Here is a 13,607-nt window from a genome sequence, read left to right as displayed (position 1 = left end):
GCCAAGAACGGCTGCGTCGCAACCCGTCATGGGCGGCGGCAGATACTTCACCGCCAAGGACTTCCCCGACCTGCCCGAGGTCGCCCGGTGTGTCGAGGCGGTAGGTACGCCCGCCGAAGACTCGGTCGTCGTCATCAGCGATATCAAGATCGACGAATAGCCGTCGTCAAAGCCCTAGCCGGAGACGTAGGCCCGTCAGTCGTAGAAGTGGACGGCCTTGCGGATTTGGTCTGCAAATTGGTAGATCTCATCGAGAGAGTCGATTGGATGCCGAGTTTCCTTCTTATCCGCGTCGAACAACCCGATGTATTTCTGGGAAGTGTTGAACCAAAGGCGGGCGATCGGTCGGCGGTTGTTGTCATCGAGAAGGACGCCAAAGTAGGTCTTGGTGTCTCGCTGTGCAATGCGTGAAGGAAGCACTTCGCTGCAGGCGATGGCTCGAACGATGTGGAAGGCTTCCAGCTCCTCCAGGGTAGTTTCGATTCCTTCGCGCTTCTCCACTTTCTCAATCGCCTGTTCTGCTGCGGTTTCGCTTGCCTCGGGGGAGGACACCGATTCGTCGTCTCCGATCATGGCTTGTCCACCCAGGGCAGCCTTCAAGCGATCATTAACGCGGTCATTAAGGAACTGCTTGGCCGCCTTTTCCACGAGTCGCGTGAACTGCCCACGGATCTTCTGAGTGAACGCGCCCTCGTAGACGCGAGCAGTCAGGAACTTGACCCAGTCGGCATCCGGAGAGGAAAACTGCGAGGCGAGGACACGCTTCAGCTCGCCGACGTACTTCAGTTCTTCCGCTGCATTGATGATCGAGTCAAGGTCGAAAGCGTCCTTCGTGAGTTTCCTCAGCTCCGGAATCAACGCGGAGTCCATGTCGGACACCTGCACGACGAGGAATGGCTTCTCGTCCATCTTGTTGGGGGCGTCGAGATCCGTGAAGAACTGATATTCATCGCCGTTCGTCAACACAGCGATGCGGGCGTTAGCCACCGCGAAGTACCGGAAGAGTTGTGAGGCGTGCTTGATGTTTAGAGGAGCGCCGATGTGTTTGCACTCCATGAGGATCTGCACTTGGCCGTCCTTGACGATCGCATAGTCGATCTTCTCGCCCTTCTTAGTCCCAATGTCAGCTGTGAACTCTGGTACTACCTCGTTCGGATTGAACACGTCATAACCCAGAACGAGTGAGATGAACGGCATGACGAAGGCGTTCTTTGTCGCTTCTTCAGTTTCGATCGTCGCCTTCTGCTGCGCAATCTTGGTGGCGAGACTAGCCAGTCGTTCCGCAATATCTGCCGACACTGTGAGCTCCTTAACATGGGTTGGTGGTGAGTTGATCGTAACGGAGAAGCGGAGGCGAAACCGACTAATCGGCGGTGGGGCGCCCACGTGCGAGGCTCTCATTGTCACCGTGGCCTGGATTCCGCCTATATCGAACTCACGCCGATGTTTGACCCGCCCACAGCGTTCCAATGAGCTCAGACTCATTCTGCATGGAATGACCTTCATGATTTATCGCTTGGGGTTTTTGTGGGCTTTATTGCGACTATCGAAACCATATTTTTCGCAACTCTGACGTTGGGTAATTGCTCCTGTCCATGGTCCACGATCAGCGGCTCTTCTGAGGCTGCTGTTTTGGGTGAACATTACATTGGTTTTTCTGCGGTATTCCGGCAAATTCATGGGCGAAGTAGGACGAGAGTCCCAGGTTTCTCCGACACTGCTGTCACCACAATGGAGACACCAGCGAAATCGTATATAAAAATTGGTGTGGGGCATTGTTAGCGAAAAAACTCGCGCAGCCCCACTCGTGACACAGGTAGACCGGGTCATCAGGAGGCAGACCATGACGATCGATTCAGGTGAACGAGCCAGCGAGGCGGAACCACGCCCCGGAATGACCCGCCGTTCGGTCCTGGCCTGGGGCTCGGCCGTGGGGGCCGGCGCCGCGCTCATGTCCGCGGCCGGGTGCTCCTCCGAGTCCGACACCTTCGGCCTCGATAACCGCAACGTCGAATACCGCCCGCTGCCCGATGGCGCCAAGGAAGTCTGGTCCGCGTGCGTCGTGAACTGTGGCTCGCGCTGCCCGCTGCGCCTCGTCGTCAACGACGGACAGATCGTGCGCGTCCTGCCGGACAACACCGGCGACGACTCGCTGCTCGGGCGCCAGATCCGCGCCTGCCCGCGCGGCCGCAACATGCGTCAGCGGATCTACAACCCCGACCGCATCAAGGCGCCGCTCAAGCGCGTCGAGGGCGCGAAGCGTTCCGAGGGCAAGTTCGAGGAGATCACGTGGGAAGAGGCCTTCGACCTCTTCGCAGAAAAACTCCGCCATACGATCGATACCTACGGCAACGAAGCGATCTACAAGAACTACGGCTCGGGCGTGTGGAACGCGCACCTGGGCTATTCCGGCGGCTGGCCGCGGCTGTTCAACCTACTCGGCGGCTTCCTCGGCTACTACGGTAACTACTCCTACCTGCAGATCTCGCAGTGCACCCGTTTCCACTACGGCGCCCCCGATGAGCAGATCTCCAACTCGTTTGAAGACGCCATCGAGAACTCCAAACTCCTCGTGCTGTGGGGTAACAACCCACAAGAAACCCGCATGAGCGGCGGCGGCCTGACCTTCGTGTCGAACTTCGCCCACCAAAAGGGCCTGCGCATCATCGTCGTCGATCCGCGCTACTCGGACTCCGCTTCCGTGCTCGCCGACGACTGGATCGCGCCTCGCCCCGGCACCGACGCGGCCCTCGTTGCGGGCATCGCCCACGTCCTGTTCACCGAGAACCTCGCCGATACCGCCTTCCTCGATAAGTACTGCATCGGCCACGACGAAGAGCACATGCCCGACGGCGTGCCGGCGAACAACTCCTACCGCGCCTACATCATGGGCCAGGGCGAGGACGGCGTCGAAAAGACCCCGGAATGGGCGGCCGACATCACCGGCGTGCCCGCCCACAAGATCGTCTCCTTCGCGCGCGAACTCGGCACCACCAAGCCAGTCAACATCTCCCAGGGCTGGGGGCCGCAGCGCCACGCCAACGGCGAGAACCAGGCCCGCGCCATCTACACACTGGCTGCGCTCACCGGAAACATCGGCATCCCCGGCGGCGGCACCGGCGGCCGCGAAGGCTACTACTGGCCGGTCACGCAGTGGTTCCCCGACGGCGACAACCCCGTCACGACGACGATCTCGTGCTACTCCTGGGTCGACGCGATCGACCACGGCGAAGAGATGACTGAGCTCAAGGACGGCGTGCGCGGCCGCGAACGCCTGCAAACCGGTATCAAGTTCCTGCTCAACTACGGCTCGAACATGTCCGGCAGCCAGCACGGCGACATCAACAAGACCCGCGCCGTCCTCGATGACGAAACCAAATGCGAATTCGTCGTCACCGTCGACAACCAGTTCACCGCGACGGCCCGGATGTCCGACCTCATCCTGCCGGACTGCACCACCTCCGAGCGCTGGGACCTCATCCCGAGCGAATACACCGGCGATATGGCCTACCTCATCATGGGCGAAAAGGCGATCGAACCGATCTTTGAGTCCAAGCCCGCCTACGAAATGTGCACCGAGATTGCCAAGCGGATGGGCATCGAAGAGGAGTTCACCGAGGGCCGGGATCTGGAGGGCTGGGCGCGCTGGATGCAGGAGCAAACGGTCGCCGAGCACCCCGATTTCCCGAGCTTCGACGAACTACGTGAGCAGGGCGTCTACCGGTACTACAACCCCGATGGCCTGACGGTCGCGCTGAAGGATTTCCGCGACGATCCCGACGCCAACCCGCTCGATACCCCGAGCGGCAAGATCGAGATCTTCTCCAAGCAGCTGTGGGACATGTCCAAGACGTGGGAGTTCCCCGACGCGCTACCGGGCGACAAGATCACCGCGCTGCCCGAGCACGTGGACACCTGGGAAGGCGCGCTGGAAGCCCGCAAGAACGAGAAGTACCCGCTGCAGTGCATCGGCCACCACTTTAAGGGCCGCACGCACTCCACCTACGGCAACCTCACGCTCAACCGCGAGGCCCACCACCAGCGCGCGTGGATCAACACCCTCGACGCGAAGGATCGCGGCATCGAGAACAACGACATGGTCCGCATCCACAATGATCGCGGCACCATTCAGCTGCCCGCCATGGTCACGCCCCGCATCATGCCCGGCGTCATCTCCGTGCCGCAGGGCGCCTGGCTCAACATCGACGCCGACGGAGTCGATCACGGCGGCGCCGTCAACATGTTGACTAGCCAACACAAGACGCCGTACGCCAAGGGCAACGGCCAACACACCGTCCTCGTCGAAGTCGAACTGGCCCCCGCCGGCGCCAGCTATCCGGACCCGGATCGGCACATCGACCTCAACGAAGCCCCGGTGACCTACACATCCACCTTCGAGACCGCGTCCGGCTCGAGCCCGAACGACATCGCGCGCCAGGCCGCCGCCTTCGCCGCGATCGCGCTCGGGACCGCCGACGCCGGCACCCACGCATAAGGCACGGTGAGACATCATGGCGGAAAAACTCGGATTCTACTTCAACCAGACCCTGTGCAACGGCTGCAAGGCCTGCCAGATCGCCTGCAAGGATAAGCACTCGCTGCCCGAAGGCGTCACCTGGCGCCGCGTCGTCGAATACACCGGCGGCAGCTGGCAGCGTGACGGCAACACCGTCACGCCCAACGTCTTTTCCTACTACACCTCGATCTCGTGCAACCACTGCGAGGACCCGATCTGCGTCAAGGTCTGCCCGACGACGGCGATGCACCAAAACGAGGACGGTACGGTCTCCGTCGACGCCGATAAGTGCGTCGGCTGCCGGTATTGCGAATGGGCCTGCCCCTATTCCGCGCCGCAGTACCACCCCGGCCTTGGCCACATGACCAAGTGCGACCTGTGCGCCGATTACCGCTCCGAGGGCAAGGACCCGGCCTGCGTCGCCGCCTGCCCCTCGCGGGCGCTCGGCTGGGGCCCTATCGACGAGCTGCGCGATGAGCACGGCCACGTCGATAACACCGAGCCGCTGCCCGATCCCTCGATCACCCGGCCGCACCTCGTCATTACGCCGCACCGCGATGCGCAAACCTCCGGCTCCGGCACGGGCCAGATCATGAACCCGCGGGAGATCTAGCAATGAACGTCCACGAACTGCCCCTCATCTCCTTCACGATCCTCGCGCAGATGTGCGTGGGCGCCTTCGTGATCCTCGGGCTCATCCAGGTGATCGGCCCGCGGCTCTACCACCTGAGTGACGCCGAACGACGCGGCGCCGCCCCCGCCGCCGCGGATGATGCGACGACGAGCAGCGCAGCGACGAGCAGCGCCGCGACCAGCGAGCCCACGAACCCGATCGCGCGGCTGCTCAAGCGCTTCGGCCTCGACTACGTGCCCGCCACGAACGTGCTCGACAAGCTCACCGACCCGGCGCTGTTCGCCATCGGCCCGATCCTCGTGCTGGGCCTGCTCGGCTCGATGCTCCACCTCGGTAACCCGTTTAACGCGCTGAACACCTTCCGCCACCTCGGCTCGAGCTGGCTCTCGCGCGAGATCCTCTTCGGCGTCGGATTCGCCGCGGCCGGTTTCGTCTTTTCCTTCCTGCAGTGGAAGAAAATCGGCAGCCCGCGCCTGCGCCAGGCCCTCGGCGTCATCACCGCGCTCATCGGCCTGGGCCTCGTCTACGTCATGTCGATGGTCTACGCCTCCCTGCCCACCGTCCCGTTCTGGCACCTGTGGACCACGCCCGCGACGTTCTTCGTCACGACGTTCACCCTCGGGGCCCTCGCCGTCGGGGCCGGCCTGCTCACGGTGACGATGTGGCGCCGCCGGCGCCTCGGCGGCCGCGACGACGTGATCGATGACCGCACCCAGGCGATGCTGCAGCGCACCGTCGAGATCCTCGCGGTCGCGATCGTCGCCCTCGCCATCGCCCAGATCGTCCTGCTCATCTTGCAGCTCACAACGATGGGCGCGGACCCGGCCATGCCGGAGGCCTCGCGCGCCGCGTTCTACAACAACTGGTTCCTCGCCCGCGTTCTCCTGCTCATGATCGGGGCATGCCTGCTCGGGTTCCTCATGTACCGCTTCGCGGCCGCCCACCGCTCGCTGCCCACCCTCGCGACCGTCGCGACGTGCGCCTTCGTCGTCGTCCTCGCCTCCGAGGTCCTCGGCAGGTCGCTGTTCTACGACGCGATGACCCGCATCGGAATGTAGCTGGGCGAGCAAAAGGCGATAGCCTGACAAGCGTGGCGGCGTCGGAGTGTGCGCCACCAGCGGCCCACGACGCGGGCCGGAGCCGCCACGCGAGTATCCCGCGGCGCAGGGGAGGACCCGATGACAACGACCCGCTCGAAGCGCTCTGCCCTGTTCGCAGCCCTGGCCGCCAGCGCGCTGCTGCTGTCCGCCTGCGGCGGCGGCGGAACTCAAGCCCCGGCCGCATCGCCCGCGGCGACGGATACCGCCGCCAGCCAGGACCTCTCCGGCGATGTCACCGTCTTTGCCGCGGCCTCGCTGAATAAGGCATTTTCGGATATCGCCGACGAGCTCGCCACCACCCACCCCGGCGTCACTGTCACCTTCTCCTTCGAAGGCTCCTCCACGCTCGTGGACCAGATGGCCGAAGGCGCCCCCGCGGACGTCTTCGCCTCGGCGGATGAAAAGAGCATGACGCGCGCCACCGAGGAAAACCTCGTTGGCGACGCCAAGGAATTCGCCACCAACGTCCTGACCCTCATCGTGCCCGCCGGAAACCCGGGCGAAATCACGGGACTCAACGACTCCCTTACCGGTAAGCGCCTCGTCGTGTGCGCCCCCGGCGTGCCGTGCGGCAACGCCACCGAAACCCTCGCGAAGAACCTCGGCGTCACGCTTGAGCCCGTCTCCGAGGAACAAAAAGTCACCGACGTGCGCGGCAAGGTCGAGGCCGGCGAAGCCGATGCGGGCCTCGTTTACACGACGGACGCGAAGGCCGCGGGCGACAAGGTCGAGGTCATTGACGTCGACGGCGCCGACGAGGTCGTCAACCGCTACCCGATTGCCATGACCACCAAGGGTGCGGACAATGCCGCAGCCCAGGCCTTCATCGACCTGGTGCTATCCGAGCGCGGGCAGAAGATCCTCGCCGACTACGGCTTCGGCGCCGGCGCCGACGCGGCCAAGTAGCGATCGCGCTAGACCTTGGCGTACTTCGCCTTGGCGAAGCTGTAGATGCCATAGGCGGCGAAGCCGACGGCGATCGCGAGCAAGATGATCGTCCCGAAGGGGAGCTCCCGCAGCTTTTCGATCCCGTCGGCCAGCCCGCCGGCTTCCTCGGCATCGTGCTGCCACGCGGCAAAACCAAACAGCGAGCCCGTCGCGAGCAGCGCGATCCCCTTGGCGATGTAGCCGATCCGGCCCGCGGCCGTCAGCGACGCGGGCGGATTCTTGTCGAGATCCTCTAAGAACTTCGCCGTCGCGCCACTGTAGATGTGGTAGCCACCGATCGCGAGGATGACGATCGCGGCGATCGCGACGAGGAACTGGCCGCCGGGCATCGACAGCGCCGTGCCCGTCGCCTCCTCCTCGGTGCCCGAGGACGTCGACGAACCGATCGCGATGAAGAACGCGACACCCGCGATCACGAGGTAGACGACGGCCTTACCCGCCGCCGAAATCCGCTTGCTCGTCTTGCTCAGCGTCACCGCCTCGGTGATCTGCCAGACGGCGAGCAGCACGAGCCCGGCGATGACGACCCACAGCAAGACGGCCCCCAGCGCGGACTGGCCGAGCAGCGAGAGCGCACCCGACTGGTCGGTGTCCTCCTGGCTGCTGCCGAGCGCGAGCTGCGCGATGAGATAGGCGACGATGAGATGCAGCAGGCCATTAGCCGCATGGCCGATGCGCGCCCCCGTGCGCACCACATCAGAGCGCCCCGCCTGCTCCGTCAGGTTTTTCGCGTCCTGCGTGTCCATCGTTCCTCCCGAAAAGTTTGCTATAAAAAACCCTAATGCCGAGCTGAGGTAGCCTCCAGTTATGCCAGAAAACTTGCGTCGCGGCACTGTGCCGGCGTGGCTCTACCTGCTGGCCGGCCTGGGCCTTGCGGCGCTCGCGATCCCCCTTGTTGGCCTCGGCACGCGCGTGCCGTGGGCCCGCATCGGCGAGATCATGGCAGAGGGCGACGCGCGCACGGCCCTGTGGCTCTCGCTGAAGACGTGCCTCGCCTCCACGGTGCTCGCGGTCGTGCTCGGCATCCCCACCTCCGTGCTGCTGTCCGGCTCCTGGCGCGGCGTGAAGATCGCGCGCATCCTCGTCCTGCTGCCGATGGCGCTGCCGCCCGTCGTCGCCGGCCTCGCCCTGCTGCAAACCTTCGGGCGCCGCGGCCTCATCGGATCCTGGCTCGACGCGATCGGCATCCAGATCGGATTCACGACGACGGCCGTCATCATGGCGCAGACGTTCGTTTCGATGCCCTTCCTCGTCGTCGCGTTGCAGGGCGCGCTGCAGGTGCGAGAAAAAGGGCACGAATCGATTGCTGCGACGCTCGGCGCGGGCCCCTCGCGCATCCTTGGCCGTGTGACGCTGCCGCTCGTCGCCCCCGCGATCGCGCAGGGCACGGCGCTCGCGCTCGCCCGCTCGCTCGGCGAATTCGGCGCGACGCTCACCTTCGCCGGCTCGCTCACCGGCGTCACCCGCACGATGCCGCTGGAGATCTACCTCCAGCGCGAAACCGATCCCGACATCGCGCTCGCCCTCGCCGCCGTCCTCATCGTCGTCGCGATCCTCGTCGTCGCCATCACGGCCTGGCAACACACGGGCACGACGAGGCGCGCCGCAATATCCGACGACGATCAGCTCCCGGGCGCCGACACCGGCGCCGACACCGCCGCCAACACCGCCGCCGCAGATACCCCCGACGCCTCCCATACTCGCGGCCCCGCATCCCCGGAATCCGTCGACGGGCCAGGTGCGAAAACCGCAGCCCGAACTGCCCCGCGCGGCCGCGCCATCCGCGCACACATCGCCGTTCCCGAGCGTGGCACCGACGTCCATCTCGACGTTGCGCCCGGCGACGTCGTCGCGCTGCTCGGTCGCAACGGCTCCGGCAAATCCACCTGCGTGCAGGTCATGAGCGGCCTGCTCGAGGGCCCCGGCTCCACCGTGCGCATCGGCGAGCGCGTCCTCGATGACGCCACCACGCACGTGCCAACCCGCGACCGCGGCATCGCTCTGCTCGCCCAGCGCCCGCTGCTGCTGCCACACCTGTCCGTGCTCGATAACGTCGCCTTCGGCCTGCGCGCCCGAGGCCACCGCACCGCCGCCGCCCGCGCCCGCGCCCGCCGCGAGCTCACCGCCGTCGGCTGCGCGCACCTCGCCGAGCGCCGCCCCTTCCAGCTCTCCGGCGGCCAAGCCGCCCGCGTCTCCCTCGCCCGCGCGCTCGCCACCGATCCGGCCGTCGTCTTCCTCGACGAGCCCATGGCCGCCCTCGACGTCGACGCCGCCGCAGCCATCCGCTCCCTGCTCGCGCGCCGTTTCGCCGCCACCCGCCCCACCGTCGTCCTCGTCACCCACAACCTGCTCGACGTCGCCTCGCTCGCCACCCACGTCGTGGTCCTCGACGACGGCCACGTCATCGAGCAGGGTCCCGCGCCCGAAATCCTCACGCACCCGCGCACCGAGTTCACCGCGGCACTCGCGGGCATGAACATGCTCATCGGCCGCGCCTACCGCGACGACGCGGAGCCCGCGGACCCGCACCTCGTGACGATCGCCGCCGATCCGTTCGCCATCACGGGCATCGCGGACAGCGAGGCCGACGCGCGCGAGCTCGCCTCCTGCCGCGCCGTCGCGCTGTTCCCGCCCTCGGCTGTCTCGCTCTACCCGGCCGGCACGGAGCCCGCCGGCTCCCCGCGCAACGTGCTCGCCACGCGCGTCGTCGGCATCGAATCGGCCGGGCGTCTCGCGCGCATCACCCTCGACGTGCTGCGCCCCGAGGCCCGCACCGCCGCCGCACCCCGCACCGCCGCCGCACCCCGCACCTGGCGGCTCAGCGCGGACATCACCCTCGGCTCGGTGCGCGCCCTCGGCATCGAGGTCGGCACGCCACTTGTCGCCGTCATCAAGGCAGCTGAGGTGAGCGTCGTCAAGACGGCAGATGGGAGCGCACCCGCGGACATGGCTCCGAGCGAGGCGAAGAACAGGTAGGCTGGCTTCGAGCGCCCCATGCGCACACCCCTCCCGGCTCGAGGCCGGGGCCGCAACGACGCGGAAGGAGGTCACATGAAGGTCATCGTCGTCGGCATTGCAAACCAACGCACGACACTGCCCATCGGCGCCTTCCCCGTCACCCCCGGAGCTGGCCCGTCCTATCACCATGAAATCCGCTACAGCGTGGGCGGAATCGCCTTCGCCGTCGCGCGTTCGCTGGCCGCGCTCGGAAACGAGGTCGACCTCGCCGCGCCCCTCGGGGAGGACTACCCCACCTCGCTGATCGATAACGAGGCCTACCGCTTCGACCTGTCCACCCACCTGTGCACCCGCACCCTGGCGCGCACGCCCCGCTCCGTCGTCCTGTACGCCGAGGACGGCACCCGCCAGGTGTTCAACGATCTGACCGACGCCTCGCGCGCGAGCTTCCGCCTGAGCGATCTGCAGCCCGACGTCGCCGACGCCGATATCACCATCCTCGCCTCGCGCCGCATGACCGCGCCGCTGGCCGCCGAACTCGCCGACGCCGGCCTGCCGTTTGCCGTCGATTTGCACGAGGTCGGCCCCCATATCCTCGACGACGCGCCCGGCGAGCCGTCGGAGGAGTTCGCCCAGTGGGTCGCGCCCTTCCTCTCCGCGCGCTACCTGACGATGTCCGCCGAGCGCGTGCCAGGCCGCGAGAAAGCGGCCCTCACCGCCCTCGCGCATGCCTCGCGCGCCGAGCTCGTCATCATGACGCTGGGATGCCGCGGCTGCCTGCTCCTCGTCCGGCAGCCCGACGGCAGCTGGCCCGCCGAGCCAGTACACGTGCCCGCCTCGCCGGTGCGCATCACCAACACGATCGGCGCCGGCGACGCGTTCTTCGCCGTCTTCCTGCACGAACTGCTCACCTGCCGCGCGGATCCGATCACCGCGGCCTCGCGCGCCAACACGGCCGTCGCCCGGCTGCTCGCCGCCGAACCCGCCCACGGCGGCATCGGCGTGGACCGCCTCGCCGAGCTGCTCGGACCGGCATGCGCCCCGCGCGTGGACCCCACCGCCGTGCTGCAGGCCGATCCCACTATCGTGGAGGCGTGAGAGCCACAACGATCGCTGTCATCGCCGCAGCCCTACCCGTCGCTGCTCTTGCCGCAGCGCTGCCCGCTGCCCAGTCCGCCACCCAGTCGGGAGCCACGCTCGCCGCCGCCCACCCCTGGATTTCGATCCTGCCGCCGCTCATAGCGATCGTTCTGGCCATCCTCACCCGCAAGGTCATCCTGAGCCTTGGCCTCGGCGTCCTGGCCGCCGCCCTGCTCATCGCCAACCTCAACCCACTCACCACCCTGAAGACGATCGGCGCCGCCATCCTCGGCCTGTTCTACGCCGACGGCGCCCTCAACACCGACCACATCTACATCCTCGCCTTCCTCGCGCTGCTCGGCGCCATCACCGCGCTCGTCCTCATGGCCGGCGGCTCCCAAGCATTTTCCGACTGGGCCGCCTCCCGCATCAAGGGCCGCCGCGGCGCGCAGTGGCTCGGCACCGCCATGGGCGTCGGCATTTTCATCGACGACTACTTCAACGCCCTCGCCGTCGGCCAGGTCGCCAAGCCCGTCACCGACAAATACCGCGTCTCTCGCGCCAAACTCGCCTACATCATCGACTCGACGTCCGCGCCGGTGACCGTCCTCGTGCCGTTTTCTTCCTGGGGCGCCTCCATCATTGCCCTCATGGCCCCGACGGTCGCCGCCTCCGGGCTCGCCGTCTCCGACATCGGCGCCTTCATGCGCGCCGCCGCCGCGAACTACTACGCCATCGCGGCCGTGCTGCTCGTGACCGCCGTCGTCGCCTTCTCGCTGGACTTCGGGCCGATGCGCGCCGAGGAGCGCCGCGCGATCACCGCCGGGCGCCCCTACTCCAAGGACGCCGACATCCCCGGAGAGGTCTCCGAGCACCTGCCGCACGCCGAATCCGGCCGCATCGCCGCCCTCATCGGCCCCTTCATCACGCTCGTCATCGGCGTCGTCGGCGCTATGTTCGTCACCGGCGCCCTCAAGGGCGGCACGACGAACATCCTGCGCATGCTCGAAAACACGATGGTCGCCGAATCCCTCGTCATCGGCGGACTCGCGGGTCTCGCGGCCGCACTGTTCTTCTGCTGGCGCGCGATCCGCCCCGTCGAGCACATCTCCGCCGGCACCATGGTGCGCGGCATCGGCTCCGGCGCCGCCTCCATGTGGCCCGCCATCCAGATCCTGCTGCTGGCCTGGCTGCTCGGCGATCTCATCGGCAAGCTCGGCACCGGCCGCTACGTTGGCGATCTCGTGCGCGGCGCGGATCTGCCCGTCGCCTGGCTCATCCCCGTGATGTTCCTCGCAGCCTCCATCATGGCGTTTTCCACCGGCACATCCTGGGGCTCCTTCGGCATCCTCATCCCCATTGCCGGCGACATCATGAACTCGCTCGGCGCCACCGAATTCCTGCTGCCGGCCCTCGGCGCCGTCCTCGCCGGAGCCGTCCTTGGCGATCACTGCTCCCCAATTTCGGATACGACGATCCTGTCCTCGACGGGCGCCGGCTGCGACATCATCACGCACGTGCTGACCCAGCTGCCCTACGCCGGCGCCGCCGCGATCGCCGCCCTCATCGGCTATACGACGCTCGCCGCCACCGCATCCATCATCGCCGGCCTCATCGCGACGCTTATCGCGCTGGGCCTCTCGGTCCTTGTCCTGGTGCGCATGACGACGACGCTGGAGACGGAACATTGCGCCCGCCGCGAAGGCGCCAGCTAGCAGGAGCCGCCACCATCAGATGATCGGGTTGAGCTCTTTTTTGAACCTGTTCATCCCGATGATGAAGGTGCGCGTGGTGACTGGCTGGAGGAGTTCTTGGGACTCGACGGCCTCGCGCCCCACGCGCGCCAGGAGCTGGCGGCCGCCTTCCGTGACCAGGTAGTAGGCGTCCCGGTCGGACGGGGTATCGATTGACGTAAAAGTCCCAAGGATCGTGTCGCTGAAAACGAGCCCGACCCAATCAAAGAACCGCTCCGGCCCGGTATTCACCTTGGAGCGGATCAGCGGGATGATGCTGGTCGCGCGGGGGTGGGCCGCCATCACTGCGGCGTGAGCCTTCTTCTTGAGGACCTTTCCTTTTGGGCGGATCGCGGTGAGCTCATCGAGATTAATCGGGACGCGCACGGTCGGGCTTGGAGAGATGGCGACGTTGGTGAGGAGGTAATCGACGGAGACATCAAAGAGTGCGGCGATCGCTTAGATATTGCCGATATCGGGCGTCCCGCGCCCCGATTCCCACTTCGAGACCGCCTGGCGCGACACCGAGAGCTTTTCCGCCAGTTCGGTTTGGGACAGGCCGGCTTTCGTCCGCAGCTCCTTGAGCCGTTCATGGATGTCCATCGTTCCTCGTCTCTGCTGTGGGTGGAATGGGGCTA

At 66.4% G+C, this 13,607-nt stretch carries 12 protein-coding genes; 8 read left to right on the top strand and 4 right to left on the bottom strand.

What is annotated here, in order from left to right; translation table 11 throughout:
* Window positions 1-28 precede the first annotated feature (28 nt).
* Window positions 29-160 carry a hypothetical protein gene (locus BLU67_RS12515; protein ID WP_261977023.1) on the top strand — a complete coding sequence of 44 codons (132 nt, stop codon included), beginning with the start codon at window positions 29-31 and terminating at the stop codon, window positions 158-160.
* A gap of 35 nt (window positions 161-195) precedes the next feature.
* Here BLU67_RS12515 and BLU67_RS04195 read toward each other — a convergent pair whose 3' ends face one another.
* Window positions 196-1,386: a type I restriction endonuclease gene (locus tag BLU67_RS04195; protein ID WP_261977022.1), complete on the bottom strand. Its 1,191-nt coding sequence runs from the start codon at window positions 1,384-1,386 to the stop codon at window positions 196-198.
* A 457-nt stretch (window positions 1,387-1,843) separates the two neighbouring features.
* Here BLU67_RS04195 and BLU67_RS04190 point away from each other — a divergent pair, with 457 nt between their 5' ends.
* From BLU67_RS04190 to modA, 4 genes are all read left to right on the top strand, one after another.
* Window positions 1,844-4,495 carry a DMSO/selenate family reductase complex A subunit gene (locus BLU67_RS04190; RefSeq protein ID WP_176780693.1) on the top strand — a complete coding sequence of 884 codons (2,652 nt, stop codon included), beginning with the start codon at window positions 1,844-1,846 and terminating at the stop codon, window positions 4,493-4,495.
* Between the two features lie 16 nt (window positions 4,496-4,511).
* On the top strand, window positions 4,512-5,129 hold the full coding sequence (locus BLU67_RS04185; protein ID WP_092562596.1) for a DMSO/selenate family reductase complex B subunit: 618 nt from the start codon (window positions 4,512-4,514) through the stop codon (window positions 5,127-5,129).
* A 2-nt stretch (window positions 5,130-5,131) separates the two neighbouring features.
* Window positions 5,132-6,208, top strand: coding sequence for a dimethyl sulfoxide reductase anchor subunit family protein (locus BLU67_RS12395; RefSeq protein WP_092562593.1), 1,077 nt, complete (start codon window positions 5,132-5,134; stop codon window positions 6,206-6,208).
* A 120-nt stretch (window positions 6,209-6,328) separates the two neighbouring features.
* Window positions 6,329-7,156 (top strand): molybdate ABC transporter substrate-binding protein, encoded by an 828-nt coding sequence (gene modA / locus BLU67_RS04175; RefSeq protein WP_092562590.1) that lies wholly within the window; start codon window positions 6,329-6,331, stop codon window positions 7,154-7,156.
* Window positions 7,157-7,164: 8 nt separating this feature from the next.
* Here modA and BLU67_RS04170 read toward each other — a convergent pair whose 3' ends face one another.
* Window positions 7,165-7,944, bottom strand: a complete 780-nt coding sequence (locus tag BLU67_RS04170; protein ID WP_092562587.1) for a DUF1206 domain-containing protein — start codon at window positions 7,942-7,944, stop codon at window positions 7,165-7,167.
* A gap of 61 nt (window positions 7,945-8,005) precedes the next feature.
* Here BLU67_RS04170 and BLU67_RS04165 point away from each other — a divergent pair, with 61 nt between their 5' ends.
* From BLU67_RS04165 to BLU67_RS04155, 3 genes are all read left to right on the top strand, one after another.
* Window positions 8,006-10,174 carry an ABC transporter permease gene (locus BLU67_RS04165; RefSeq protein ID WP_092562584.1) on the top strand — a complete coding sequence of 723 codons (2,169 nt, stop codon included), beginning with the start codon at window positions 8,006-8,008 and terminating at the stop codon, window positions 10,172-10,174.
* Window positions 10,175-10,249: 75 nt separating this feature from the next.
* Complete coding sequence (locus BLU67_RS04160; RefSeq protein WP_176780692.1) at window positions 10,250-11,254, top strand: carbohydrate kinase family protein; 1,005 nt, start codon at window positions 10,250-10,252, stop codon at window positions 11,252-11,254.
* The gene (locus BLU67_RS04155) at window positions 11,251-12,951 is read left to right on the top strand and encodes a Na+/H+ antiporter NhaC family protein (protein ID WP_261977021.1); all 1,701 of its coding nucleotides are present in this window, start codon (window positions 11,251-11,253) and stop codon (window positions 12,949-12,951) included. Before BLU67_RS04160 ends, BLU67_RS04155 begins: the two co-directional genes overlap by 4 nt.
* Window positions 12,952-12,966: 15 nt before the next feature.
* Here the strand turns inward: BLU67_RS04155 and BLU67_RS04150 are convergent, their stop codons facing one another.
* Both BLU67_RS04150 and BLU67_RS04145 read right to left on the bottom strand, forming a co-directional pair.
* The gene (locus BLU67_RS04150; protein WP_092562576.1) at window positions 12,967-13,356 is read right to left on the bottom strand and encodes a hypothetical protein; all 390 of its coding nucleotides are present in this window, start codon (window positions 13,354-13,356) and stop codon (window positions 12,967-12,969) included.
* A gap of 72 nt (window positions 13,357-13,428) precedes the next feature.
* Window positions 13,429-13,572 carry a helix-turn-helix transcriptional regulator gene (locus BLU67_RS04145; RefSeq protein WP_092562573.1) on the bottom strand — a complete coding sequence of 48 codons (144 nt, stop codon included), beginning with the start codon at window positions 13,570-13,572 and terminating at the stop codon, window positions 13,429-13,431.
* Window positions 13,573-13,607: the final 35 nt, after the last annotated feature.

It is taken from the genome of Bowdeniella nasicola (assembly GCF_900107735.1).
Taxonomy (GTDB): domain Bacteria; phylum Actinomycetota; class Actinomycetes; order Actinomycetales; family Actinomycetaceae; genus Bowdeniella; species Bowdeniella massiliensis.
This window is presented reverse-complemented; position numbering and strand designations above follow the sequence as displayed.

What these genes read in the sequence shown, in the direction of transcription:
- BLU67_RS04185 (WP_092562596.1), top strand. Translation starts at nt 4,512, where the DNA reads ATGGCGGAAAAACTCGGATTCTACTTCAACCAGACCCTGTGCAACGGC.
- BLU67_RS04170 (WP_092562587.1), bottom strand. Translation starts at nt 7,944, where the DNA reads ATGGACACGCAGGACGCGAAAAACCTGACGGAGCAGGCGGGGCGCTCT.
- BLU67_RS12515 (WP_261977023.1), top strand. Translation starts at nt 29, where the DNA reads ATGGGCGGCGGCAGATACTTCACCGCCAAGGACTTCCCCGACCTGCCC.
- BLU67_RS04160 (WP_176780692.1), top strand. Translation starts at nt 10,250, where the DNA reads ATGAAGGTCATCGTCGTCGGCATTGCAAACCAACGCACGACACTGCCC.
- modA (WP_092562590.1), top strand. Translation starts at nt 6,329, where the DNA reads ATGACAACGACCCGCTCGAAGCGCTCTGCCCTGTTCGCAGCCCTGGCC.
- BLU67_RS04190 (WP_176780693.1), top strand. Translation starts at nt 1,844, where the DNA reads ATGACGATCGATTCAGGTGAACGAGCCAGCGAGGCGGAACCACGCCCC.
- BLU67_RS12395 (WP_092562593.1), top strand. Translation starts at nt 5,132, where the DNA reads ATGAACGTCCACGAACTGCCCCTCATCTCCTTCACGATCCTCGCGCAG.
- BLU67_RS04165 (WP_092562584.1), top strand. Translation starts at nt 8,006, where the DNA reads ATGCCAGAAAACTTGCGTCGCGGCACTGTGCCGGCGTGGCTCTACCTG.
- BLU67_RS04145 (WP_092562573.1), bottom strand. Translation starts at nt 13,572, where the DNA reads ATGGACATCCATGAACGGCTCAAGGAGCTGCGGACGAAAGCCGGCCTG.